Raw genomic sequence first — 24,485 nt, 5'->3', positions numbered from 1 at the left:
CTCGCATGGGTTTCGGTATCTGGTTTGTTGGGTTTTCTGGTGATTTGAGCCTGTGCCTTTGGTGCTATCGAGGCTTTGGGTGACAGTGTCGTCTGTGCTTTCCGCGTTGCAGGTTTGTGGTTGGGGGAAGGGGCTGGCAAGGCTGGGATGTCAGGTGGCTGTAGAGGTCTTTTGCTTAGGCCGCGCTTTGGGTATCTGGGGGCAGGATAAAGGGGATTGTCATGGCCTATCTGGATGTAGAGCGCAGCCTGTTGGGCCGTCGTTGGGTGGGGCCAAACGTCGAAGTTGAGCGGCAGGCAGAATTGATCGCCCAGCAGACAGGGCTCGCGCGACCCTTGTGCGCCATACTTGCCCGCCTTGGCGTGACAGCGCCTGAATGCGAGAGCTACCTTGAGCCGAAACTGCGCGACCTGCTGCCGGACCCGCGATCATTGAAGGATATGACGCGCGCGGCGGAAAGGTTTTTGTCTGCGGTGACGGGCCGGCAGAGGATTGCGATATTCGCGGATTATGACGTGGACGGTGGTGCCTCGGCCGCGCTGTTGGTGGATTGGCTTCGGCAGATGGGTTTGAGCGCGACGCTGTATGTGCCGGACCGCATTGACGAGGGCTATGGCCCGAATGATGCGGCGATGGCCGCGCTTGCAGCGGAGCATGATCTGATTGTTTGTGTCGATTGCGGCACCTTGTCCCACGGGCCGATCGCAGCGGCCGTTGGCGCGGATGTCATCGTTTTGGACCATCACCTTGGCGGCGAGACCTTACCGGACTGCGTGGCCGTGGTGAACCCGAACCGGCAGGATGAGGATGGCGCCTTGGCGCATCTCTGTGCGGCGGCGGTGGTGTTTTTGATGCTTGTGGAAGCAGGGCGTCAATTGCGCGAGGCGGGGCGCAAAGGGCCTGATCTGATGGGGCTGCTGGATCTGGTGGCCTTGGCCACAGTGGCCGATGTTGCCCCTTTGAAGGGGGTCAATCGTGCCTTGGTTCAGCAAGGGCTCAAGGTGATGGCCCGGCGCGAGCGGCCCGGGTTGGTGGCCCTGTCTGACGCGGCCCGTCTGGAGCGGGCCCCTGAAAGCTATCACCTTGGCTTTGTTCTTGGGCCACGGGTCAATGCAGGTGGTCGGATCGGGGCGGCGGATCTGGGGGCGCGGTTGCTGTCAACCGCAGACCCTGCCGAGGCCGAGGCGCTGGCGGCACGCCTAGAGGAGCTGAACGCGGAGCGCCGCGAGGTCGAGGCGTCCGTTCGGGCGGCGGCACTGGCCCAGGCCGAGGCGCGCGGTCTGGATGCGCCGCTGGTCTGGGCCGCGGGCGAGGGCTGGCATCCCGGTGTCGTGGGAATCGTGGCGTCTCGCTTGAAAGAGCAGACAAATCGTCCGGCGGTGGTGATCGGCCTTGAGGGCGGCGAAGGCAAGGGATCGGGACGCTCCGTCGCGGGCGTTGATCTGGGGGCCAGCATCCAGCGGCTTGCGTCTGAGGGGTTGCTGATCAAAGGGGGCGGGCACCGTATGGCGGCGGGTCTGACCGTGGCAGAAGGCAAGCTGGAGGCCGCAATGGATCGGCTGGCCGAATTGCTGGCCAAGCAGGGCGCGGGCGAGGGTGGTGCTGCGGATCTTCGCGTGGACGGGATGCTGATGCCCGGGGCGGCGCAGGTTGAGCTGGTGAAGGATCTGGAACGTGCCGGTCCCTTTGGTCAGGGGGCGCCGGGTCCGCGGTTTGTGCTGCCGGATGTGCGCATCGGCTTTGCCAAGGTGGTTGGCAGCGGCCATTTGAAGATACGCGCGGATGATGGACTGGGCGGGCGGCTGGACGGCATCTGTTTTGGGGCGATGGACGGCCCGCTGGGGCCTGCGCTTCTGGAGCATGGCGGGCGTCGATTCCACCTGGCGGGAAAGCTGGACATCAACACATGGCAGGGGCGCCAGTCGGTGCAGTTGCGGCTTGAAGATGCGAGCCCCTGTCACGACTGATGTTTGGCGCGTCTAAGCTATTGTCGCATATGGAAGTTTCGGTCTGCTCCCTAGATTTTCCGGCATGAACCGAGGCTGTTAGAAAAAACTTTGCTTTTGGTGTGATTTAGCCCTTGCGCGTGGGGGCGGCTTTTTCTAGAAGACGCTTCACCGACAGAGTGGCCCGTTCGTCTATCGGTTAGGACGCCAGGTTTTCAACCTGGAAAGAGGGGTTCGATTCCCCTACGGGCTGCCACTTTCACCTCTGGTGATTGCGTCGGATACGGTGACGGTACCGTGCCCTCTGGGTGAAATCGTCGAAAGAGTGGCCCGTTCGTCTATCGGTTAGGACGCCAGGTTTTCAACCTGGAAAGAGGGGTTCGATTCCCCTACGGGCTGCCACTTTAGTCCTCAAAGATAGCAAGCCCTGCGTACCTTCAGCGATCTGTCGTTTTGTGGTGTGCGCGCTTAAATCATTTGAGCGCGCGAAAGAAAGCGTTGCGTTCCATCACGCCGCACAGGCGATACCGCTGATCCGGGAACAGTCCTGCCAGTGTTTCTAGATAGTCGCCTTGCTGCCAAGGTTTAGGCGCTTCCAGAATGATCACCGGTGCGTGCGTGGTAAGGATGTTACGCGCGCCTTCCAGCGCGGGTGTCTCGCGGCCTTGATGTCCAGTTGCAACAAGGAGATGGGGCGGTCAGCGTCGATTAGATCGTCCAGCGTTTTGACCGAGACCTCGATCGTTTCGCCTTCGATATGGGCCTTTGCGATCTTGGCCCGCGCGCCCATTGCGCTGCCCGAGGATTTCGCTATCTGCAGCGGCATGGTGGCGGGTTCCGCAAAGGCGCCGTATGAGCTTGATTGTGTTCGGCTCGTAGACCTTGCCTTCGCCAAGATCTGTGGAACCTCGCGGGCCTTGTAAAGGTTGGGCGAGCAGTAAAAGCCATATTCGTTTACGGCTATGGAATAGCGGAAATTCGGTTGGATACTGGCCATGCGCTGCGGCTAGGCCGTTCCGCAAATGTAGTCGTATTTTGATACTAAGCGCTGCGCCGAGGCGACCTGTCAACCATTAGGCGACGTCCAGTCAGTAAGTGCAGATCAGACCGCAATATTCACGTACTGATGTGGGGAACGGTGGTGGCGTGGGGGGGACTCGAACCCCCGACCTAACGATTATGAGTCGTTCGCTCTAACCAACTGAGCTACCGCGCCGGACCGTGGGCGGGGTCTAAGGGTAGGGGCGGGCGGCGTCAAGACGGAAATCACAGAAATCCGCGATGTTTTTTCATCTTTGTGGGCGGGCCTATCTGACGGGCCCGATGGCGGCGATAATTCTGCATGAATACAGCAAGTTGCGCAGCCCTGACCAAGGCGATCAGGGCCATCCTTGCGTTACTTTACGATGTGCTCGTCTTTGACGAACATGTTGCCCCAGGCGCGGTCGATCAGGTCGGGGCTCATCTTGTAGGGGATGCCCTCGAAATCGCAGACGGCGATCATCTGGTCGATCAAAAACACCGGCTGGTAGTTGGCGTAGATGTTGTTGATCGTCGGGTATTTGTGCTTCAGCAGGTAGACGAGGGAGGCTTCGTCGAGCTGCATGCCCTTTTTCCGCGCCACCAAGGCAAAGATCTTTAGGAAGTTCTCCTGGCTCGGGCCGTCGATCTTGATCTTGTAGAAGATCCGCCGCAGCGCCGCCTGGTCAAAGATCTCGTTGGGGTGGAAGTTGGTCGAGAAGATCACCAGCGTGTCGAAAGGGACCTCAAACTTTTCACCCGATTGAAGCGCAAGGATGTCCTTGCTTTCTTCGAGCGGGACAATCCAGCGGTTTACCAGTTTCTGCGGCGGCTCCGCCTGTCGGCCAAGGTCGTCGACGATAAAGATGCCGCCGGTGGATTTCAGCTGCAGCGGGGCCTGGTAGGTGCGTGCTGTGGGGTTGTAGACAAGGTCGAGCATGTCGAGCGACAGCTCGCCGCCGGTGATCACCGTTGGCCGCTTGCACAGCACATAGCGGCGGTCAAAACGCGCCCTTTGGCGCAGGGCGCTGGTGTCTTGGGCATCCTTGTCGGACAAGGTGTGCACGATTGGGTCGTACATCGATATGATCTGGCCTGCATATTCCAGCGCGCGCGGGACATAGATCTCATCCCCCATCGCGTCCCGAATCCCGTTCGAGATCGAGGATTTCCCGTTTCCCGGCGGGCCGTACATCAGGATCGACCGACCCGAGCTGACCGCAGGACCGAGGTTCGAGATCAGATCATCCGGCAGGATCAGATGTCCCATCGCGCCGGTCAGCTGATCGCGGGTGATCTGAATGTTGCGGATGGACTGGCGCGCCACCTGCGCGCGATAATCTTCCAGCGGGACAGGCATGGGGCCAAAGTATTCGGATTGCGCGAGCGCATCCAGCGCCCGTGCCTTACCGGTGTCAGTGAGCTGGTAAGGCATTTCCGACGATACCTCGCCTGCGGCCCCCAAGGTGCCCATCGCCTCCATCAGGCCCTGACCCCGCGCCATGTCGATGATCTCTTGGCACACGGGCAGGGGCAGACAGACCGCGCGGGCGAGGTCGGTCACCTTGTTGGTGTTCTTGCGAAACAGTGTCTTGAGGATGATGTCACGCATCATGACAGGGGACAGGCCCATGTCCTCGATCCGTTTGGGTGCGGGAGGGGCCAGCACGGCCCCGGTCTCCATATTCATCGATAATGTCCTGCCCGTGGATTTGTTGCCAGAATGACCGAGCATTGTGGCACGATCAGGGCGGGAGCAGGGAGTTTGGCGGGCCTTACGGCGCAGGCTGGCCGTAGAACATGCCGAGCGCTAGGTAGATCGCCAGAGCCGGGCCAAGGGCAAGGCCCATGGGGAACTTCTTGCCTGCCTGCCAGCTGACCCAGTCCGGGGCCAGACGGCGCAGCGGCGACAGTTTGGCCAGACGATGTCCGATAAATGCCGCCAGCAAGGTGACTGCAAAAAGGATCATCACAAAGCTCAGATCGCCAAGATGCACAAAAGGGGCCATGGCGGCGATCCATTTGGCATCACCGGCCCCCATTGCGCGCGCGGCTGTCAGCGCCATACCGGCGACCAAGGCCACGATGAAATGCGCGTAGCGCCACAGATAGTCCTGCAAGGGCAACGCGATCAGCCCGACGATGACAAAAACGCCAAACAGCGCGATCACCGCGTGGTTCGGAATGCGCATCTGTTTCATGTCGGTGAACATGATGTAGACGCATATCGGCAAAGCGAAGGGGAGGAACCACGCCGCCGATTGAATGGTGATCGACATCACAGGCTTACGACCCGTCTTCGAGCGCGGTCAGCGCGCGCGCGGCGGTGTCGAAATGCTGCGGGTGGGTTTCCACTGCTTCGCGCAGCAGACCTTTGCCAATCTGCACATCCCCACGTTTCACCGCAGACAGGCCCATGGTGTACAAAAGCTCTGCGCGTTCTGTCTGGCTCATGGGCATGACGGGCAGAGTGTAGTTTCCCTGCGCCCCACGGGCGAGAACCATGTTGTTCTTGGCGGTGAACAGGCTGTCATCGGCGCGGATCGCTTGGGTGAACAGGCGCTCGGCCTCGTTGAATTCGCCCCGCGTCAGTTTGGAATAGCCCCAGTTGTTCATCACCGATGCGGGCTGTGTGGTCAGCCCCATGGCGACCTCGTAAAAGCTGTCCGCTTTCTTCCAGTCCTGCTTGCTGTCGGCCAGCATCGCCTCCAGCCGGTAGCGTTTGTAGGTCTCATGCGTCGGGGGCACCGCGTGCAGAACGGTTTCCGCGCGCGCCCAATCGTTGCTGCGGATCAGCGCATCGGCCAGTTCCACCTGATCGGCATTGGTGGCCTCTTTGTGGTTGGTGACCTTGGTCCAGGCCGCCACAGCCTCGGGGATGCGTTTGGCGCGCACCAGTGACTGCGCCAGCCCGCGTTGCAGATCAATCCGCTCGGGCGAGGCAGCGGCGCTGCGTTGGAAGTAGCTGACCGCTTCGTTCGGATCGCCGACAGAGAGCATCACCTCGTTGAGGTTGCTTTCATCAATGACATTCACGCCCTGAAACGCCCTATCGACTTCGGCCTTGTCGATGGTTTTTTCGCACGCCGTCAGCGCGGCCATGGCGACCACGCACATAGGAACAACGATAGTATGGCGCATGGTGCCTGCGTCCTCTTACTGCTCTGCCTCTGTCCCGTCTTTGCGACGGTTATGCTTATGTCCGCTTTGCGCGGTGTATTGTTGCGCCCGTTTGGGGGCGAACCGTCGGTCAAACGTCGTTGCGGCGGATCTGATATTGGCTGTTGCCATGCCGAACCAGTTTGAAAGCCTCGGTGCTTTCATCACCATAGTGTTTATTTTCAAGTTTTGCGAGCGCCAAGCGCAGATTGTCGCGAATTGCGTCACTTTCGCCATTGTCCAGCGCATAGGCGCGTTCAAACACCTGTGCCGCTTCGCCCAGCTTGTCGCGCTCGATCAGGACAACACCAAGGTTGTTCCACGCCTCAGGCCAAGCGGGGTCAACTTCGATCGCGCGGCGCAAAAGCTTTTCTGACTGGTTCATGCGGCCCAGCGCCAGATTGGCCGAGCCCAATGCGACAAGCACTTCGGCGGTCAGGCCGCGCTCTGCGGCAGCGCGGGTAAAGGCCTCCAGCGCCATGTGATTTTCCCCCGCCTGCATCAGCCGGTGGCCAACGATCAAGCCGTCCACGGCGTCGCCATCGGGGTCAATCGTCGGGGCAAAGGGGCTGTCAGGCAGCGCATCGCGATCCTTGGCGCAGCCGGCGCAGGCCAGCACAAGGCACAGCGCAAAAAGCGCCGGACCTGTCCGTCGAATGTCATGCGTGGGTCGGGGCATTTCAGTGCCGTTGTTTGACTGCTCAAGCCTATGGTGCCGCAAAACAGCGGGCGTGACAATGCACCAGACTGTGAGGCAGGGACCTGCAAGAAAAAAAGGCGCGCCCGCGGGGGCACGCCTTTTCATGAAACGTGGCAAATGCTTACTGAGTGATGGCACCCATGTTGGCGATGCCCACCGCCGATGGTCCGACGAGGATGATCAGCAGCGGCGGTACGGTCAGCATCATCGTGGTCAGCGTCATCTTGGTGGGCAGTTTGTTGGCCGCCTCTTCGGCGCGCATCACGCGTTTGTCCCGCATTTCAGAGGCGTAGACCCGCAACGCATCCGAGATCGAGGTACCGAAGGTCTGCGCCTGATTAAGCATGGTCACAAAGCTGGACACATCCTGAGAGCCGCAACGCTCGCCCATGTCGTTGAGCACCTGTGTGCGGTCCTTACCGGCCTTCATCTCGTGGCTGATGATCTCGAACTCTTCGGCCAAGGCCACGTAGGACGCGCGGATTTCCTTGGCCACACGCAGGATTGCCTGTTCCATGGACTGGCCTGCCTCGACGCAAACCAGCATCATATCAAGCGCGTCCGGAAACCCGTTCTGGATTTGCTCCTGGCGCGCGGCCATACGTTTGTTGACCCAGTATTTCGGCCCCATGTAGCCCACGACGCCGGGGCCGAGAATATACATCAGTTTGGTGTTCATCGTCGCTGTTTCGGGGTCGATGAACAAAAGATAGTAGGTCACACCGGCGGCCAGCAGGCTAAGACCCAGCGCAAACTGCAGGAAGTAGTAGATCTGAACAGCATCCTTGGACCGGTAACCGGCCTGAATCAGCTTCAGCTTGATTTCCGACAGTTCTTTTTCGTCCTGAGGCTCGAGGAATTGCGCGTATTTGTTGAGCTTCTCGTTGCGCTTTTTGTCGCGCAGAACAGCGCGCGCCTGCGCGTCCATTTTGGATTTGCCGTCTTCCTTCAGCTTGTCCAAAGGATCGGGCTTTTGGTTCATGATAAAGGGAATGGTCGACAGGATCAGCAGGATCCCCAGACCGGCGACCAGGATCAAAGGACCGGCCGGACCCAGCACATTGGTAATCATGGTATTGATTTGGTCAAACATGAGCAGAGTTCCTTGGGTCAGACCTTGATGTCCACAAGCCAGCGCATCACCAGCATGTTGAGGACCAGCATGATGCCGACCACGAAACAGGCGGGGATGAACCACGGGTGATCAAGCACCTCGTCGTAGTAGTCGGGTTTTGCGACCTGAATGAAGATCAGCGCGGCGATGGGGAAGCCGGAGAGGAATTTGCCGGACCACTGCGCTTCGGCGGTGATGGCCTTCACCCGGCGGAACAGGCGAAAGCGCGAGCGGATGACCTTGGCCAGACCTTCGAGGATCTCGGCGAGGTTGCCACCTGCCTGCTGCTGAATGGCCACGGCCACGGCGAGAAAGCGCATATCCTGCATGTCCAGCCGTTCCGCCATGTGTTTCAGCGCTTCGCCGATATCGCGCCCATAGGCGGATTCGTCAGCGATGATGCCGAATTCGGTGGCCAGCGGGTCTTTGATTTCCTTGGACACAACCGTGATCGCAGAGGTGAAAGGATGGCCCACGCGCAAGCTGCGCACCATCAACTCCACCGCATCGGGAAGCTGTTCCTCGATCATGGCGAGGCGTTTCTTGGCCTTGTGACCGACCCACATGTAAACGCCGCCCACGCCCATGACGACCGCCACGATGGCGCGCACCGGCGCTGCGGTTTCGGTGCCGATGGTCAGGCCGACAAAGGCAAACACCGACGCGGCGCCCATCATCATCATCAGCTGTTGGGGGGTGAAGGCCAGCGCGGCCTTGTTCGCCTTGTCCGCCAGCAGCGAATAGATGGGCAAGGACCGGCTTTCCATATGCTGGTCCATCTCCTTGCGGAGCTTGGCCAGAACGTCTTCGCGCCGTTCGCCCTTGTCCAGCATTTCCAGACGCCGGTTGACCCGGTTGGACATGGAAATCGACTTGCCAAAGGCGACAAGGTAGACGCCGTTCACCAGAACGACGACCCCGAGGAAAATCATGCCGTATATGACAGGTGCTGCAGTGAGCATGGGCGGAGTACTCGCAATAAAGGGTTATTCGGGACGGAAAGGTTCGTAAATCGAAGAGGGCACATCGTAGCCCCACATCCGGAAGCGTTCGGAGAAGGCGGAACGCACACCGGTGGCGGTGAAATGACCAAGGATCTTGTTGTCCGGCGTCAGGCCAACCCGCTGGAAGCGAAAGATTTCCTGCATAGAGATCACATCGCCTTCCATGCCGGTGATCTCGGTGATCGAGGTCATGCGGCGCGAGCCGTCCTGCAGGCGCGAGGCCTGCACAATCAGGTTCACAGCCGACGAGATCTGCGAGCGCATGGCCTTCAGCGGCATGTCGATCCCCGCCATGGCAATCATGTTTTCCAGACGTGCCACACCATCCCGGGCAGAGTTGGCGTGGATCGTGGTCATTGATCCGTCGTGACCGGTGTTCATGGCCTGAAGCATGTCGATGACTTCCTCGCCACGGGTTTCCCCCACGATGATCCGGTCAGGACGCATCCGCAGCGCGTTTTTCAGACAGTCGCGGGGGGTGACCGCGCCTTTGCCTTCGACGTTGGGCGGGCGGCTTTCCATGCGGCCGACGTGGGTCTGCTGCAGCTGAAGTTCGGCGGTATCCTCGATCGTCAGAATGCGTTCGCTGTCATCGATAAAGGACGACAGGGCGTTCAGTGTGGTCGTCTTACCAGAGCCGGTACCGCCGGAGACGATGATGTTCAGGCGTGTGGCCACGGCCGCCTGCAGATAGACGGCCATTTCCTCGGTAAAGGCGCCGAATTGCACCAGATCGTCGATCCCGAGCTTGTCCTTTTTGAACTTACGGATCGAGACGAGCGAGCCGTCGATGGCAATCGGCGGAACCATTGCGTTGAAACGCGACCCGTCAGACAGGCGGGCGTCCACATAGGGGTTGGATTCATCAACGCGGCGACCCACTGCGGATACGATCTTGTCGATGATCCGCATCAGGTGCTTTTCATCTTTGAACGTGATGTCCGACAGGCCCAGCTTGCCGTTGCGTTCGACAAAAATCTGATGCGGGCCGTTGACCAGAATATCCGAGACCGTCTCGTCCTTCAGCAGGGCTTCGAGAGGGCCAAGACCTTTCACCTCGTCATAGAGGTCGTTCATCATGGTGCGCCGCTCTTCACGGTTCAGCACCAGCCCTTTTTCCTGCAGGGATTCGGTTGCGATCTCTGCGATTTCCTCACGCAACTCGTGTTCGGACGCCTGATCGAGAGCCGCAAGGTTGAGGTTTTCCAGCAGGGCGCGGTGCAGCTCCAGCTTTACCTCGCCCAGACGCTCCTTACGCTTCTTTTCCTTATCGGCGGGCGCAGATTGGGCGGGAATGGTCTTGGGCTGAACCTTGCGCTGCGCGGTGGGTTGCGCCGCGGGTTTCGGCGCCGCGGCCGCCTTGGGTGCGGCTGCAGCAACCGGTGTCGAGGTGTCTGGCTTTTTGTACCGTGAGAACATGGGTCAACCTTTGGAAATTACGCGGCCTCGGCGTCATCCGCCGCGATTGCGTTTAGCTGTTCGGCCAGTTTGGCGATTTCCTTGCGCAGCGGATTCTTGGCTGCGTGATTGGCCAGCGGCAGCCCGTGATCACAGGCCTGCATCACGGCGCGCCCGCCATCGGGGAACTGTTGGTCCAAGGCGATGCCGAGGCTGTCGGCCATGCGTTTGACGCGGCTTTTGCCTTGGAGATCGGTGAATTTCGGGGCGCGGTTCAGCGCAAAGCGGATCTTGTCAAACGGCAAATCCTCGGATTGCAGCATCCGTTTCATCCGCAGCGTGTTCTGGGCCGACCGCATGTCCAGTTCGACCATGGCAAGGAAGACCTGCGCCTCGGTCAGCACGGTTTCCGTCCACTGCACCAGCGAGCCGGGCATGTCGACAACGACGTAATCGAAATGCTCGCGCGCCACATCCAGCAGTTTAGCCACCTCTGACGGGCCGACGAAGTCCAGCGGCAGGATATCTGCGGGCGAGGTGAACACCTGCATCTTGTCCTCGAACGAGACAAGGGCCTGCGAGAAGGTATCGCCATCAAGATGTTCGATGTCGGAGAGCATCTCGAACACGTTTTCGCGGCGCGGCAGGTCCAGATATGTCGCGACAGAGCCGAATTGCAGCCCCAGATCCATCAGGCAGACCTTGGGCGTTTTGCCGCCAGCGGTGGAATTGGCCAGCTCATAGGCGAGGTTGACCGCCACGGTTGTCGCGCCGCAGCCACCCGCAAGGCTTTGGACCGCGATCAAAATGCCATCGCCGTCGCCTTGCAGTTTTACGCCGGTGGCTTCCGCCACGGGCAGCTCTGCGACCGGGGCAGGGGCGCGCAGCCGTTCAACAGCGGCTTCCAACTCTCCCTCTGGCAGGGGGTAGGGGATGAATTCGTCAGCGCCGCTGCGCAGCAACTGGTGCAGTGAGGCTGGTGTAACATCCTCGGCAATCAATACGACCTTCACGCCCATGGCCTTGGCACCTGCGATGATGGCGGTCAGATCCGACACCTCGCCCTCGTCGATGGCATCAATGGCAAGGGCCACAAATTCGATGTCTTTTGCTTCTGGCTGGCGCAAGAACGCCAGCGCCTCGTTAAAGCCGAGGTCGCCCCATCCTTCGCCCAGGAGGGATTCCATGTCTTCGATCAGCAGGTCGAAATTCTGTACGTCCCGGCTGATGGTGCAGGCCACGATCGGAGCGGGATCTGCGGTCGTACTGGTCATGCCTCTCGTCCTTTGTTCTCGCGTCCCGAATGGGGTGCGGCGTTCTGCCGACCTTCGTAAACGCGGCCACCGAGTCGTCCCGGCGCACTGGTTCGTTGAGGTAAATTGGCTGGGAAAGGCGGCGAGATTGGGGCCAAATTTCCCCAATTGTGCGGAGTTTCTGGACGCCGGGGCGGTTTCCGCCCGAATGGTGAATGCTGCAATCCGGGCGTTTACCATGGCCACAAAAACAAGAAAGGGCCGCCAACATATTGGCAGCCCTTCATAATTTCAGTCGTTCCTGAGGTTAGTTCCCGATCTGAAGCTCGGCTCCGGACTGTTCGCCCAATGATGTCTGAGGCTCTGCACTGTTCACGTATTCGCGATAAATGATCTCGGCGTATTTGCCTTCCAGCACTGTGGGGTGGCGTCCGACAAAGCCCGACACCTCTGTCACGGTGCGGCGGTTGCGACGTTCCCGACCTTCGGTCACGATCAGCGGCTGGGTCTCGCCATAGGACACCACGGCTTCGAGCCGCGAGCGCTCAATCCCTTGGCTGACAAGGAAATTCACGACAGCGCGTGCGCGCGCCATGCCCAGCGATTTGTTGTAGCTGTTCGACCCGACCTTGTCCGTGTGACCAAAGACGCGAAAGCGTGCCTCGGGGAACTGGCGGATCCAGCGGGCCTGTTCGCGCAGGGTGTCAATTGCACCTTGGTCCAGAGCCGACGAGTTGAAGGCAAAGTTCACGGTCGTCATGACCTCGGAGGCAAAGCGCTGTGACAGCTCGTAGGCGTAGCTCTTTTCACCCGTCATATACTGATGGTTGTTCATGGTCGCGTTGCCGAAATAGCCGGTGTCAACGCTGGCGCCGACGTCACGAAACCCTTCGTGCATCGTGTCTTCGGCGGCGCATCCGGCCAAGACAACGGCCAAAGCAGTGAAAAGACCCGTTCGGATCATGCGGGGATGGGTCAATTCAGCCATGATCTCAATCCATTACGTAGCCGTAGGAGCCGTTGAAGTCCTGTTTGGCAATCTCGCCTGCGGCACCGGTGCGCGGTGTCTTTCCGCCGGAAATCTTACCGTTGAGGAACAGCTCGCGTTCGGTGGGCAAGGTGACACGATCCGTGGGCAGGGCCAGTGCCTCGCCGCGGACAGGTTCGACCAGATGCGGGGTGACGATGATCACCAGTTCGGATTGGTCGCGTTCGTATTCAGCGGACCGGAACAGGGCGCCGAGGATGGGCACATCGCCCAGCCACGGCACCTGACCGTTCAGATCGCTGAATTCTTCCTGAAGCAGACCGGCAACGGCAAAGCTTTCGCCGTCCCGCAATTCGACCGTGGTCGATGTTTCGCGCCGCGAGAAACCTGCGATGGTCACATCCGAGAAGGTGATGCCATTGCTGGTGTCAATCGACGACACGGCAGCTTCGAGTTCCAGATTGATCAGATCGCCGTCGATCACACGCGGAATGAACGCAAGCTCGACGCCGAAAGGTTTGAATTCGATGGTGACAGAGTCATCACCCTGCGCCACGGGCACGGGATATTCGCCACCCGCAAGGAAGGTTGCTTCCTGACCGGACAGGGCGGTCAGGTTCGGTTCCGCCAGTGTGCGCACCATCCCCTTGGTTTCCAGGGCTTCCAGCAGAATGCCGACTTCAAGGCCGCCTGCGTTGAAGCCAAAGATCACCGCACCTTCGGTGCCCAGCGCGCGTGGCGACAGTTTGTCGGCGACCGAATCCACAGCCGCCAGAGGGCCCGCGTTTCCGGTGCCCAGCTCGACGCCGAGATCGCCCCCAAACGTAGATCCGCCCGTGGCCAGCGACGCACGCAGCGCCTTGGACACGGAACGACGCATCTCGGCGAAGCGGACTTTCAGCATGACCTGCTGGATGCCGCCGACAACCATCAGGTTGGACACGCGTTCGGGCGCATATCTTTGTGCGAGATCCAGCGCGCGTTCCATCCGCGCGATCGAGGACACCGTCCCGGACAGGACGATACCGTCATTGGCGGTGCGCACTTCGATCTTTTCGTCGGGAAGGATCTGCTGCAGACGTTCCTTGAACTCTGTCACATCCGCCGCAACGCGCACGTCCACGTTGGTGATCAGCCGCCCTGACGGGTCAAGGATCGTTAGTGTTGTCGTGCCCGGTGTCTTGCCCAGGACATAGATCGTCCGGTCCGACAGCGACGAAATATCTGCAATCGCAGGGTTGGCAATCGAAAGCTCGGCAAAGGGCACATCGCTTTCGACCACGACTGCGCGGTTCATTGGCACGTTCAGCACCGACTCGGTTCCGGTGCGGACCACGCGGATCGAATCCGCATGGGCGGGCGCAGACAAAGTTGCAGCACCCAAGGACAGACCCAGCAGGGCCGCCTTCATAAAGCCGTCAATTTTCATGTGACCTGCCTTTCGATCACGCCTCGTTAACAGGTCTTAACGCCTGTATTTTCCGACACTGTGGGCCAGAACGACATTTATTGCAAGAATCAAGGTTTTCGGGCCTTCGCTTTATGTGGACAACAGGTCACAGGCAGGCCGCGAGATACGCAAAAGGGCCCCGGTGGGGGCCCTGATACAAGGTCGTTAGTTTGTGCAGGGGATCGGGATCTGCACCACGTCAGCGCCACGACGGACTCGGGTGAAACAGGATTCCTCTTTCGGGGCCAGTTGCGGTGCCTCAGCGACGATTCCCAACATCGAAAGTTGATCGACTTCGATGCTTTCCTCGACCAGCGCGGTGTCCGTGACCCCGATCAGTGACAGGGTTAACTTGCCGGTGGATTGCGCATGGGTCAGAACGCTGACCACTTCGCGGGATGCGGCCACGGTGACCGTGCGGGCAATGATTGTGGCATTGGCGTTGGTTTCCGCCTTTTGGTCTACGGCAATCAGACGCACGCCGGTCTGGATCAATTTGGTGACGCTGCCGGACTGACCGCCCGCGTTCACTTTGCCTGTCCAATAGATGTCGACACGGTCGCCGGGGCGGAGGAAGCCGGACACGCCCGTGGCCACATCGACCTTCAGGGCAAAGGCTGTCTCGCCGGGTTCAAGGAAAGACGTCAGACCGGCAGAGCCGCCCGGCTCAGAGACTTTGGTGGGCAACATTGCCTCAAAGGGTTCAATGTTGCGCAGGGCCACGCGGCGTTCGATACCGGGGCCCAGCAGGGGGCTGTTTTCGGTGAACACGCCTTCGGGCAGGATCTCTTCGGGCCAGGGGGCGAGTTTGATGTCTTCTTCGGTGATCTCGTGACCGTAGGGAATTTCCTTGGTCGAGACGTAGATCATCTGCGTGGGAACAGAGGCCACCTGGTTCTGGCGCGCCTGAACCAGCGCGTTTTCATAAGCGCCGATGTAGTTCTGCGCCATGTAGACGGCGAAACCGGCAAGGCCGATGCCGACAAGGAGCACAAGTCCGAATACAAGTCGCATGGGAAACCTCATGGATCGCGTGGAGGGCCGGGGGTGCCGGCCATGGGGCTTGGGTGAAGCGGGCAAAGACCCGCGATTGTTTACAATCTGTCACCCGATTGCCGCTTTCGCAGGGCGGAAAAGGGACATTTTCATGTCCCGGAAAGCGGCGAAATCAGAAGTCGTTCTGAACGGTCAACTCGGTGGCGACACCATCGCGCAGATCAAGCGTGGCATCTTCCATAAGAGTGTAGGCTGTGATGCAGAAGCCGACGATGGCGGCGGTCAGGATAACCCAGTCGACGGTTACAGCGCCGGAATCGTCGCGGAAGAAGCGGTTCAAGGACGTCAGCATGCGCAGGTTCCCCATGATGGAAGAGACTTTCAGACAAATGCAAGGCGCGCGCATGCCGCACGCGCCTCGTATTTTTAAAGTATGGCTGATGCCAAAATTAGCTGCCGTCGCCTGCGCCGGCGCCCGGGAAGGTGTTCTCTTCCAGAACGCGGCCAGCGGCTGCGTCGATCAGGGTCAGGGAGTTGGCTTCGATGGTGGAGTATGCGGCAACGGCCAGGCCAACAACGGCTGCGGTCAGGACAACCCAGTCAACGGTCACTGCGCCGGCTTCGTCTTCGCGGAAGTTCTTGATAAAGTTGAACATGTTTAGCTCTCTATTTTGCCTGCAAACTACTGCAGTTTCACCTTTTAGACGTTGGCGAGGCTTATTAGCCTACGCCAACAAGAATTTGTGTAACGTCAATGTTATGACGTAGCCTCCAAAATTAGCTGCCGTCGCCTGCGCCGGCGCCCGGGAAGGTGTTCTCTTCCAGAACGCGGCCAGCGGCTGCGTCGATCAGGGTCAGGGAGTTGGCTTCGATGGTGGAGTATGCGGCAACGGCCAGGCCAACAACGGCTGCGGTCAGGACAACCCAGTCAACGGTCACTGCGCCGGCTTCGTCTTCGCGGAAGTTCTTGATAAAGTTAAGCATGGTCTCTCTCCGTAGGTGTACTGTTTTTTCGTCACCAACTCGGGATGTTTGGCGGGCTCTCTCATTCCCTGTCCCTCGTCGGTATGAAGATGTTTTGACGCCGGTTTGGGGCGAATGTTTGACCCGAATGTAGTCTTTTTAGATTTCTCGCGTTTTTATTTACTAAGTTTGATAAGGCATTTATTTTGCTGGGAAATTTGTGGAACATTTGTTTGAAATCCGGTGCGCTATATCCTTTCGAACAGGGTGTTTGGGCACAGGCGTTTTCAATCTGGCAACACTGATGGTTTTTTCGGTCAGATTGTGCGACACTGGGCAAAACAAAACCCGGCAGGGATCGAGCAGCCCATGGGACACCGAATAATCAGAACAGCGGCGCTGGCCGTGGCGCTATGTTTGCCCTGTGCCTTGATGGCGCAGCAAATTAGCGGCGATTTTTCAGCACGGCGGGTCAAGCCGCCCAAACCCGGTGAAAAACGCATCACCGTGCAGGTGGCCCCGCGCGCCAATCCGGCTGTGCCTCCGATGCCCGGAGCCTCGCCCGTCGCAGAACCCGCCGCCGTGACCGGCAAAACCCCGGCCCGCAAGAAAAGCGGCGGCAGCTATAGCTGGTTTTGGGATGTGGTCTCGCCCGCGCTGGAGGCCAGCGCACCGGGGCGGCTGGCTCCGGCGATTGCCTCGCTGGGCAAAGGACCGGGCGGTAACCGCGTGGCCGCGCCGCGCCTGCAGGATATACAGGATATCGCCGCCGCACACGGGCGCCGTCTGCTGCGCGAGACCGTGGGCACCCGCGTCTCGCCCGCCTTGGCGCTTGCGGTGATCTATGTGGAATCGGGCGGACGCCCCGCCGCCGAAAGCCATGCGGGCGCGCAAGGGCTGATGCAGTTGATGCCGGATACCGCCAGCCGCTTTGGCGTTACAGATTCGCTCGACCCCGATCAGAACATCCGCGGCGGGATCAAATTCCTCGACTTCCTGATGGAGAAATTCGACGGCGATCCGATCCTTGTTCTTGCCGGATATAATGCGGGCGAGAATTCGATCGGCACCCACGGCGGTGTGCCGAATTTCGCGGAAACACGGGATTACGTGCCAAAAGTGCTGGCTGCCTTTGATGTGGCGCGCGGTCTGTGCCTGACGCCGCCCGAACTGGTGTCTGACGGCTGCGTGTTCCGCGTCTCGCAGTAATCAGCGTGGGATCACCGCGCCCGGGTTCATGATGCCATGAGGGTCAAGCGCCCCTTTGATCGCCCGCATCGCGGACAGTTTTGCCCGATCCCCGTAGCGTTCGAGATCGCCGGTCTTGAGCCGACCGACCCCGTGTTCGGCGCTGACCGACCCGCCCAGAGCATGAGTGATGTCATGCACGCAGGTTTTGATGGCCTCGCGCAGGTGGGCGTGATCCTCTCGGCGTCCGCCACGTTGCGGAAAGACGTTGAAGTGCAGATTGCCGTCGCCAAGGTGGCCAAAGCAGTTGATCCGGAAATCCCCGATCTTGGCAAGCGCGGCCTTGGCCTGTGGGATAAAGCCCGCGATCTCGTCCAGAGGCAGCGAGATGTCGTGGCTCGACACGGCACCGATGCGGCGGTTCGCCTCGGGGATATGTTCGCGCACGTCCCAGAACGCCTGCGATTGCTGTGCGGATTGGGCAATCACGCCGTCGTCGGACAGACCCTGTTCCAAGGCCGCGGCAAAAAGATCCTCCAGCGCGCGCGCGGGGTCTATGGCGGGGCCTGTGCCCAATTCGATCAGAATGCTCCACTCCGGCGGGGTGTCCCAAGGTTGGCGAATGTCGGGCAGGGTTTCCGACAGAAAGTCGAAGCCCTGCCGGTGGATCAGTTCAAAGGCGGAGACGCTGTCGCCCAACATATCACGCGCCAAGCCCAAAAGTTGCAGCGCGCTCGTGGGCGAGGGCGTGGCAAGGAAGGCGGTTCCGGTTGCGGCGGGGCGCGCAAACAGTTTCAGCGAGGCGGCAGTGATCACGCCCAAGGTGCCCTCTGCGCCGATCAAAAGGTGGCGCAGATCATAGCCGGTGTTGTCCTTGCGCAGGCGTTTAAGGCCGTGCCAGATCTGACCGTCGGGCAGCACCGCCTCTAGCCCCAGCACCAGATCGCGGGCATTGCCGTAGCGCAGCGTGTTGATGCCCCCTGCGTTGGTGGACAAAAGCCCGCCGATCCGCGCCGACCCTTGCGAGGCCAGCGACAAAGGGAATAGGCGTTGCACGTCCTGCGCCGCCTCTTGCACATCCACAAGGATGGCGCCTGCTTCGACGGTCATGGCGTTCTCGGACGGGCGGATGTCCCGAATGGCCGTCATACGTTCCAGCGACAACAGGAGCGGGGCGCCGTCAGGAGCGATTTGCCCACCGACCAGCCCTGTGCCGCCGCCGAGGGGCACCACGCCGACGCGCGCATCGTGACAGGCCCGCAGGATCGTCGCCACATCCGCAGTGTTGCGCGGCAGGGCGATGAATTGCGATGACCCCTGCCAGCGGCCGCGGGGTTCCTCGATATGCCGCGGCTCGGTTTTGCGGATCGTATCCTGCGGCAATTGCGCGGACAGGCTGTCGGCAAAGGCGGCATCGGCAGGGTGTAGGGCAGGGGGCTGGTCATAGGTCATGGGTTAGGCTTAGACCGGCCCCCGCAGGATGCAAGGGTCTAGCGCAGGTAAGAGGGTCGCAGCACCACAACAGTGGGTTCGCGGGGCAAGGTGCGCAGGCTGATTTCCATACTGGGCCCATCGCGCCGGTCGATGGCAAAGCTGTCGGACACCTGATCGATAAAGCGCTCCAGCCCGTAATCCGAAAACCAGTGCATCGGCACCACCACCGAAGAGCGCAGCCGTTCCAGCAGGGGGATCACCTCCGACAGGGGCAGGGTGCGCCCCCCGTCCACAGCCACCATCACCACGTCCAACCGGCCAAGGGCTGCGAACTGTTCGTCGTTGGGCATATGATGCAAATGCCCCAGATGCCCGATGCACAGGCCCGCGACCTCGAACACAAAGATTGAATTGCCGTCTTCCTCGACGCTGGTGCCTGACCGGATATCGGTGGACACATTGCGCACAAGCATCTCATCGAGATCGAGATGATGGGTGATCCCGCTGCCAAAAGGCTCCCCCCATCCGCGCAGCACATGCGGGATGGCGGGATCGGGGTTGGCGGTCCAATGGGTCGAATGGGCGTGGTTCATCGTGACCACATCGGGGATCATATCAACATTGCCGATGTAGCCGGTGAAATCGGTCACCGCATTCATCCCGCCCTCTGTCTGCAACAGAAAGCTCGCGTGGGTGATGTAATGCAGCCGGACGTGTTCGTCGGGGACAGGGGCCTGCCAAGACGCTTTGTGAAGGTATTGCAGCCCCGGCGCGGCATCGGCGATGGCAATGCAATGGGACAATCGGCGTTGCTGGGCCTCGGCTGTCGCAGGCAGCAAAAGGCAGGCAATCAAGGCAGTGAGTAGTCGCGGCATGGCAGGCTCCTGACAATATGTCAGGTCACGTTAGCCGCATTCCCGCAAAATCCAAAACGCCGGTTAGACCAAAAGGCGATCACAAAAGGGTGCTGCCCGCAAAGAATGCGTTTCACGCGCGGCTTAGCCGATGTCGGTGCGTCCGCGCCGATCCATGCGCAAACTGGCGTATAGAACATGAGTGCGCCAGCGCCCGTTGATCTGCAGATAGCTTTGCGCGACGCCCTCGTATTTGAAACCGGACCGTTCCAGCAACCCGCGCGAGGCGGCGTTTTCCGGCAGGCAGGCTGCTTCGAGCCGCGACAGCCCCAGCTTTTCAAAAGCGTGGTGGCTGACGGCGGCAATCGCCTCCGCCATATAGCCTTTGCGCGCGTGGCGCTGGCCGGTCCAATAGCCCAGGGTGCCCGCCTGTGCTGGGCCGCGCCGGATATTGTCCAGGGTGATCGCGCCCAACAGCGCCTCGTCTTCGCGGCGGACCAGAAACAGCGGCACGGCTGTACCGGCGTTGATCGAACGAGACGCCCAGTAGACGCGGTTGGTAAATGCCTTGCGCGATAGATGGTCCTGCGACCAGCTTGGCTCCCACGGGGTGAGGAAATCCCGGCTTTCAGCGCGCAGCGACGACCAGCCGGGGTAATCCGCATGCATTGGCGGACGCAGCGTCAGCCGCTCTGTCTCGATCCGGAATTTACGCCGGAAGGCAATCATCACGCGGCCCGCCGTGCGGACAGATCCTCCAGCGTGGGGGCCTTGTCGACCGGACCATATAGCGCCAGCGCCGCTGCCGCATCCACAGCCTGCTGTTCGGCAAAGGCCAGAACACGGTCACGGGTGATCGCATCAATTCGGGCGACTGTTGTTTCGATGGCGGGAACCTCGCCCCAGATCTGCACCATGCGGGCCATGCGTTCGGCGCGCGACGACGGGCTTTCCAGCCCCATCAACAGGCCCGCTTTCATCTGGGCGCGGGCGCGCTCGATCTCGGCATCGGACATGTCTTCGGCAGCGCGCTTCATCTCGTCAAGCGTCAGGTCCATCAGTTCTGGCAGCTCTGCACCCGATGTGCCGGCATAGATCGTGGTCATGCCGGTGTCCGCATAGGCACCGGACTGGGCAAAGATCGTGTAGCACAGGCCGCGCTTTTCACGGATTTCCTGAAACAGACGAGACGACATGCCGCCCCCCAGCGCAATCGCGTAGATCTGTGCGGTGTAGAACCCTTTGTCGCGGTAACCCGGCGCCTCAAACGCCAGCGCCATATGCGCCTGTTCCAGATCCTTGCTGCGGCGGGCCTCGCCACCGTGGAATGTCGCGGTGTCGTAGACGCGGCTTTCGCGCGGTGCGCGGTCGCCAAACAACCGTTCGGCCTGTTTCACCAATGCGTCGTGATCCACAGCACCGGCGGCAGACAGGATCATCTGGCCGGGGCCGTAATGTTCCTGAACAAAGGTTTCCAGATCGCTGCGCCCGAATTGCTGGACGCGGGCGGCCTCGCCCAGAATGGTGCGCCCGATGGGCTGGTCGGGATAGGCCTTTTCCTGCAACCAGTCGAAAATCACATCATCAGGCGTGTCAGCCGCCTGTCCGATCTCTTGCAAGATCACATGACGTTCGGTTTCGATCTCGCGCTGGTCGAAGACGGGATTCAACAGGATATCGGCCAGAACATCCACGGCCAGCTCTGTGTCCGCCTTCAGCACACGGGCGTAATAGGCCGTCACCTCGCGCGAGGTGTAGGCGTTGATATAGCCGCCCACATCCTCGATCTGTTCCGCGATTTGTAACGCACTGCGTTTGGCGGTGCCCTTGAACGCCATGTGTTCAAGGAAATGCGCAATGCCGTTTTGCTCCTCACGCTCGTGCCGGCCTCCGGCGGTGATCCACAGCCCGAGAGCGGCGGATTCCATGGATGGCATATGTTCGGTCACGACCCGAAGGCCGTTGGGCAGCGTGGTGAGTTGAACAGTCACTTGGTAATGCGCTCCTGAATGAGAGACTCGAGTGCGCCGAGGTCATTTGCCACCCGCGTCACCCGTTCCGGACGCTCATACAGGTCCGCCATCCGGTTTGGAAGGGGGGGGCGAATGCCGCTGGCCTGTTCAACCGCGTCGGGGAATTTCGCCGGATGCGCCGTGGCCAGCGTGATCATCGGCGTGTCAGAGGCGCGCAGGGTTTCAGCCACACGCACCCCAATGGCGGAATGCGGGCACAGCAACTCGCCCATGGTTTCCTGCGCCTGCCGGATCGTGGCGAGGGTTTCGTCCTCGGACACACGGCCGCTGTCGAAATGTTCGCGCAGCGCCTGCAGCGCGCCTTGGCTGACGGTGAAACCACCGGCCTTCAGCTCATCCATAAGCTGCGCCACGGCAGAGCCATCGCGATCATAGGCATCGAACAAAGCGCGTTCAAAGTTGCTGCTTACCTGAATGTCCATCGAAGGCGAGATCGAAGGATGCACGTCGGAGGTCTGGTAGTCGCCGCCGGTCAGGCAGCGGTGCAGAATATCGTTCTGGTTGGTCGCAACCACCAGCCGGTCGATGGGCAGGCCCATACGCTTGGCAATGTAGCCCGCGAAGATGTCGCCAAAGTTGCCCGTGGGCACGGTAAAGCTGACCTTGCGATCCGGCGCGCCGAGGCTGACCGCAGAAGAGAAGTAATAGACAACCTGCGCCAGAACACGCGCCCAGTTGATCGAGTTCACACCGGCAAGCCGCACAGAGTCGCGGAATTCAAAATGGTTGAACATATCCTTGAGCCGCGCCTGACAGTCGTCGAAATGACCGTCCATCGCCAGCGCGTGAACGTTCCCCTCGGACGGGGTGGTCATCTGGCGGCGCTGCACCTCGGACACGCGGCCATGCGGAAAGAGGATGAAGACATCGACATTGTCGAGGCCCTTGAAGGCTTCGATGGCGGCCGATCCGGTATCACCTGAGGTCGCGCCGACGATGGTGACCCGTTCGCCGCGACGTTCCAGCGCCTCTTGGAACAGCTGGCCGATCAACTGCATGGCAAAGTCTTTGAACGCCAGGGTCGGACCGTGGAACAGTTCCAGCAAGAAATGGTTCGGCGCAAGCTGCACCAGCGGCGCGCGCGCGTTGTGACCAAAACCGGCATAGGCCTTTGCGATCAGATCGGCAAAGACCTCGTCGGTGAAGCCATCGCCCACGAAGGGCCGCATGATGCGAAAGGCGCATTCCTCGTAGCTCAATCCCTGCAGGGCGCGGATGTCCTCCACCGACATCTGGGGAATTGTTTCGGGCACATAGAGTCCGCCGTCACGGGCCAGACCGGACAGCATCGCCTCTTCAAAGGTCAGGGAGGGGGCCTGTCCACGGGTAGAGATATAGCGCATCAGTCGTTGCCTTTCGCAATGCGGCGTATCCAGACGCCGGTCATCAACAGCCACACAACCCCGAGGGAATACCATGTGATGGCGTATTGCAGGTGATCATTTGGAATGCTGGATGTGTCGACGGGCAGGGGGGTGATCTGCGCGTCGGGGGGCGTCACTTGGCGCGCCACCACCAGCAGGGGTTCCGTTTGCAGCGCCTCCGCCATCTGTCCGAGATCGCGGGCAAACCACGTGTTGTCGTCGGCATCGTTTTCCGGCGTGGAGGGGTTGCGGTCATCGGGCCAGTGCAGGTTCCCGATCACAGTTGCATTCCCCTGATACAGCGGGCTGTCTTTCGCCTCGATCGGGGTGAAGCCACGGTCGAGCAGCACGCGCCGCCCGTCATCGGTTTCAAAAGCAGAGATCACGCGCCAACCTGCGCCGATGTGTTTTTGCGACACCAGAACATAAAGCGCCTCGGACCCGACGGTGCCCGACAGCTCCAGCGGCATGTATCGCTGTGCTTCCGGGTCGATCATGACGGGCAGGGGTTGGGGGGCAGCTGTGATGGTGGTTTCGATCTCATCAAGGATGCCCTGCTTCCAGTCGAGACGCTGAATCTGCCAAGTGCCCAGCCACGCGAGGGTGGCAGCGCCAAGCAGGCCAATCAGGGCAGGGGCAAGGAAACGTGACATGCGGGCTCCGTTAACGGAAAAAGGCGCGCCGGTGGGCGCGCCTTGGTTTACCGTTTGTGGCGCGGGGTGCAAGACCCCGTGGCGTCTGGTCGCGTCGGGGCAAAGCCCCGACCTACGGTCAGCCGCCCCAGATGTAGACGGCTGCGAACAGGAACAGCCAGACCACGTCAACGAAGTGCCAGTACCATGCGGCCGCTTCGAACCCGAGGTGGTTTTCGGGGGTGAAGTGTCCCTTCATCACGCGGATCAGGCAGATGAACAGGAAGATGGTGCCCACCACAACGTGGAAGCCGTGGAAGCCGGTCGCCATAAAGAAGTTGGCGCCGTAGATGTTGCCGGAGAAGCCGAAAGCCGCGTGGCTGTATTCATAGGCCTGGAACACGGTGAAGATCAGGCCGAGAACGACGGCGATGATCAGACCCTGTTTGATCTCGTCACGCTTGTTGCCGTGAACCAGCGCATGGTGCGCCCAAGTCGCCGCCGCACCGGAGCACAGCAGGATCAGCGTGTTGATCAGCGGCAGGTGCCACGGGTCAAAGGTTTCGATGCCGGCAGGCGGCCACTGGCCGTCAACCGCGGGGGACAGGCCCTCCGGGTGCATCGGGTACAGCGCGTGTTTGAAGAAAGACCAGAACCACGCGAAGAAGAACATGGCTTCGGACATGATGAACAGGATGAAGCCGTAGCGCAGGCCGATCAGCGCGACCGGCGTGTGATCCCCGATGCCGTTTTCCTTGATGGTTTCGGCCCACCAGCCGAACATCACGTAAAGTGTGCCGACAAAACCGATCAGGAACATCCACGGTCCGCTGAAGCTGAGCGCTCCGAACAGAATGGTTACGTTCCCTGCCATCCAGACGACAGCGCCGAACAACATGATGAACGCAAACACCGACGACAGAAGCGGCCAGATGCTTGGGCTCAGGATGTGATAGTCATGATTTTTTGCATGCGCCATGGCGTTCCCT

Annotated in this window: 25 protein-coding genes and 3 tRNA genes; 4 read left to right on the top strand and 24 right to left on the bottom strand. The window is 60.6% G+C overall.

The window, feature by feature from the left end:
• Nucleotides 1-221 precede the first annotated feature (221 nt).
• From recJ to ACN5AZ_RS05925, 3 genes are all read left to right on the top strand, one after another.
• Nucleotides 222-1,967: a single-stranded-DNA-specific exonuclease RecJ gene (gene recJ / locus ACN5AZ_RS05935; RefSeq protein WP_419427936.1), complete on the top strand. Its 1,746-nt coding sequence runs from the start codon at nt 222-224 to the stop codon at nt 1,965-1,967.
• A gap of 160 nt (nt 1,968-2,127) precedes the next feature.
• Nucleotides 2,128-2,202 (top strand) — tRNA-Glu (locus tag ACN5AZ_RS05930).
• Nucleotides 2,203-2,273: 71 nt separating this feature from the next.
• Nucleotides 2,274-2,348: transfer RNA gene (locus tag ACN5AZ_RS05925), tRNA-Glu, on the top strand.
• 71 nt (nt 2,349-2,419) lie between these two features.
• Here ACN5AZ_RS05925 and ACN5AZ_RS05920 read toward each other — a convergent pair.
• The 17 genes from ACN5AZ_RS05920 to ACN5AZ_RS05840 all read right to left on the bottom strand — a co-directional run bounded on the left by ACN5AZ_RS05920 (nt 2,420) and on the right by ACN5AZ_RS05840 (nt 16,012).
• A complete protein-coding gene (locus ACN5AZ_RS05920; protein ID WP_419427935.1) occupies nt 2,420-2,554 on the bottom strand; it encodes a hypothetical protein in 135 nt (44 codons plus the stop codon).
• Entirely contained in the window at nt 2,551-2,772 is a 222-nt protein-coding gene (locus ACN5AZ_RS05915) for a hypothetical protein (protein ID WP_419427934.1), read from the bottom strand. Before ACN5AZ_RS05915 ends, ACN5AZ_RS05920 begins: the two co-directional genes overlap by 4 nt.
• 313 nt (nt 2,773-3,085) lie before the next feature.
• Nucleotides 3,086-3,162 (bottom strand) — tRNA-Met (locus ACN5AZ_RS05910).
• Nucleotides 3,163-3,342: 180 nt separating this feature from the next.
• Nucleotides 3,343-4,656, bottom strand: coding sequence for an ATPase (locus tag ACN5AZ_RS05905; protein WP_419427933.1), 1,314 nt, complete (start codon nt 4,654-4,656; stop codon nt 3,343-3,345).
• Between the two features lie 85 nt (nt 4,657-4,741).
• Nucleotides 4,742-5,245: a prepilin peptidase gene (locus ACN5AZ_RS05900; protein ID WP_419427932.1), complete on the bottom strand. Its 504-nt coding sequence runs from the start codon at nt 5,243-5,245 to the stop codon at nt 4,742-4,744.
• Nucleotides 5,246-5,252: 7 nt separating this feature from the next.
• Entirely contained in the window at nt 5,253-6,107 is an 855-nt protein-coding gene (locus ACN5AZ_RS05895; protein WP_419427931.1) for a tetratricopeptide repeat protein, read from the bottom strand.
• 109 nt (nt 6,108-6,216) lie between these two features.
• Nucleotides 6,217-6,804: a tetratricopeptide repeat protein gene (locus ACN5AZ_RS05890; RefSeq protein ID WP_419427930.1), complete on the bottom strand. Its 588-nt coding sequence runs from the start codon at nt 6,802-6,804 to the stop codon at nt 6,217-6,219.
• 142 nt (nt 6,805-6,946) lie between these two features.
• A complete protein-coding gene (locus tag ACN5AZ_RS05885; RefSeq protein WP_419427929.1) occupies nt 6,947-7,918 on the bottom strand; it encodes a type II secretion system F family protein in 972 nt (323 codons plus the stop codon).
• Nucleotides 7,919-7,935: 17 nt separating this feature from the next.
• Nucleotides 7,936-8,901, bottom strand: coding sequence for a type II secretion system F family protein (locus ACN5AZ_RS05880; protein ID WP_419427928.1), 966 nt, complete (start codon nt 8,899-8,901; stop codon nt 7,936-7,938).
• A gap of 24 nt (nt 8,902-8,925) precedes the next feature.
• Nucleotides 8,926-10,362, bottom strand: coding sequence for a CpaF family protein (locus tag ACN5AZ_RS05875; RefSeq protein ID WP_419427927.1), 1,437 nt, complete (start codon nt 10,360-10,362; stop codon nt 8,926-8,928).
• A 17-nt stretch (nt 10,363-10,379) separates the two neighbouring features.
• Nucleotides 10,380-11,615, bottom strand: coding sequence for an AAA family ATPase (locus ACN5AZ_RS05870; protein ID WP_419427926.1), 1,236 nt, complete (start codon nt 11,613-11,615; stop codon nt 10,380-10,382).
• A gap of 286 nt (nt 11,616-11,901) precedes the next feature.
• Nucleotides 11,902-12,582: an OmpA family protein gene (locus ACN5AZ_RS05865; protein ID WP_419427925.1), complete on the bottom strand. Its 681-nt coding sequence runs from the start codon at nt 12,580-12,582 to the stop codon at nt 11,902-11,904.
• Nucleotides 12,583-12,586: 4 nt separating this feature from the next.
• On the bottom strand, nt 12,587-14,011 hold the full coding sequence (locus ACN5AZ_RS05860; RefSeq protein ID WP_419427924.1) for a type II and III secretion system protein family protein: 1,425 nt from the start codon (nt 14,009-14,011) through the stop codon (nt 12,587-12,589).
• Between the two features lie 186 nt (nt 14,012-14,197).
• Nucleotides 14,198-15,046 carry a Flp pilus assembly protein CpaB gene (gene cpaB, locus ACN5AZ_RS05855; protein WP_419427923.1) on the bottom strand — a complete coding sequence of 283 codons (849 nt, stop codon included), beginning with the start codon at nt 15,044-15,046 and terminating at the stop codon, nt 14,198-14,200.
• A 154-nt stretch (nt 15,047-15,200) separates the two neighbouring features.
• A complete protein-coding gene (locus tag ACN5AZ_RS05850) occupies nt 15,201-15,380 on the bottom strand; it encodes a Flp family type IVb pilin (protein ID WP_419427922.1) in 180 nt (59 codons plus the stop codon).
• Between the two features lie 97 nt (nt 15,381-15,477).
• Nucleotides 15,478-15,684 carry a hypothetical protein gene (locus tag ACN5AZ_RS05845; RefSeq protein ID WP_419427921.1) on the bottom strand — a complete coding sequence of 69 codons (207 nt, stop codon included), beginning with the start codon at nt 15,682-15,684 and terminating at the stop codon, nt 15,478-15,480.
• A 121-nt stretch (nt 15,685-15,805) separates the two neighbouring features.
• Nucleotides 15,806-16,012, bottom strand: a complete 207-nt coding sequence (locus ACN5AZ_RS05840; RefSeq protein ID WP_419427920.1) for a hypothetical protein — start codon at nt 16,010-16,012, stop codon at nt 15,806-15,808.
• 411 nt (nt 16,013-16,423) lie between these two features.
• Here ACN5AZ_RS05840 and ACN5AZ_RS05835 point away from each other — a divergent pair, with 411 nt between their 5' ends.
• Nucleotides 16,424-17,200 (top strand): lytic transglycosylase domain-containing protein, encoded by a 777-nt coding sequence (locus ACN5AZ_RS05835; protein WP_419427919.1) that lies wholly within the window; start codon nt 16,424-16,426, stop codon nt 17,198-17,200.
• Here the strand turns inward: ACN5AZ_RS05835 and ACN5AZ_RS05830 are convergent, their stop codons facing one another.
• The 7 genes from ACN5AZ_RS05830 to ACN5AZ_RS05800 all read right to left on the bottom strand — a co-directional run bounded on the left by ACN5AZ_RS05830 (nt 17,201) and on the right by ACN5AZ_RS05800 (nt 24,475).
• The gene (locus ACN5AZ_RS05830; RefSeq protein WP_419427918.1) at nt 17,201-18,631 is read right to left on the bottom strand and encodes an FAD-binding oxidoreductase; all 1,431 of its coding nucleotides are present in this window, start codon (nt 18,629-18,631) and stop codon (nt 17,201-17,203) included. It abuts the gene before it with no gap.
• A 38-nt stretch (nt 18,632-18,669) separates the two neighbouring features.
• Nucleotides 18,670-19,488 (bottom strand): MBL fold metallo-hydrolase, encoded by an 819-nt coding sequence (locus ACN5AZ_RS05825; protein WP_419427917.1) that lies wholly within the window; start codon nt 19,486-19,488, stop codon nt 18,670-18,672.
• A 123-nt stretch (nt 19,489-19,611) separates the two neighbouring features.
• Nucleotides 19,612-20,196, bottom strand: coding sequence for a GNAT family N-acetyltransferase (locus ACN5AZ_RS05820; RefSeq protein WP_419427986.1), 585 nt, complete (start codon nt 20,194-20,196; stop codon nt 19,612-19,614).
• Nucleotides 20,196-21,458, bottom strand: coding sequence for a M16 family metallopeptidase (locus ACN5AZ_RS05815; RefSeq protein WP_419427916.1), 1,263 nt, complete (start codon nt 21,456-21,458; stop codon nt 20,196-20,198). The genes ACN5AZ_RS05820 and ACN5AZ_RS05815 overlap by 1 nt, the downstream gene beginning before the upstream one ends.
• Nucleotides 21,455-22,843 (bottom strand): threonine synthase, encoded by a 1,389-nt coding sequence (gene thrC / locus ACN5AZ_RS05810; protein ID WP_419427915.1) that lies wholly within the window; start codon nt 22,841-22,843, stop codon nt 21,455-21,457. Before thrC ends, ACN5AZ_RS05815 begins: the two co-directional genes overlap by 4 nt.
• Nucleotides 22,843-23,517 carry an SURF1 family protein gene (locus ACN5AZ_RS05805; RefSeq protein WP_419427914.1) on the bottom strand — a complete coding sequence of 225 codons (675 nt, stop codon included), beginning with the start codon at nt 23,515-23,517 and terminating at the stop codon, nt 22,843-22,845. The genes thrC and ACN5AZ_RS05805 overlap by 1 nt, the downstream gene beginning before the upstream one ends.
• 118 nt (nt 23,518-23,635) lie before the next feature.
• Nucleotides 23,636-24,475 carry a cytochrome c oxidase subunit 3 gene (locus ACN5AZ_RS05800; protein ID WP_419427913.1) on the bottom strand — a complete coding sequence of 280 codons (840 nt, stop codon included), beginning with the start codon at nt 24,473-24,475 and terminating at the stop codon, nt 23,636-23,638.
• Nucleotides 24,476-24,485 lie beyond the last annotated feature (10 nt).

The organism is Sagittula sp. SSi028 (genome assembly GCF_048553715.1).
GTDB lineage: Bacteria > Pseudomonadota > Alphaproteobacteria > Rhodobacterales > Rhodobacteraceae > Sagittula.
The sequence above is the reverse complement of the archived record's forward strand: the minus strand, read 5'-3'. Positions and strand labels throughout refer to the sequence as shown.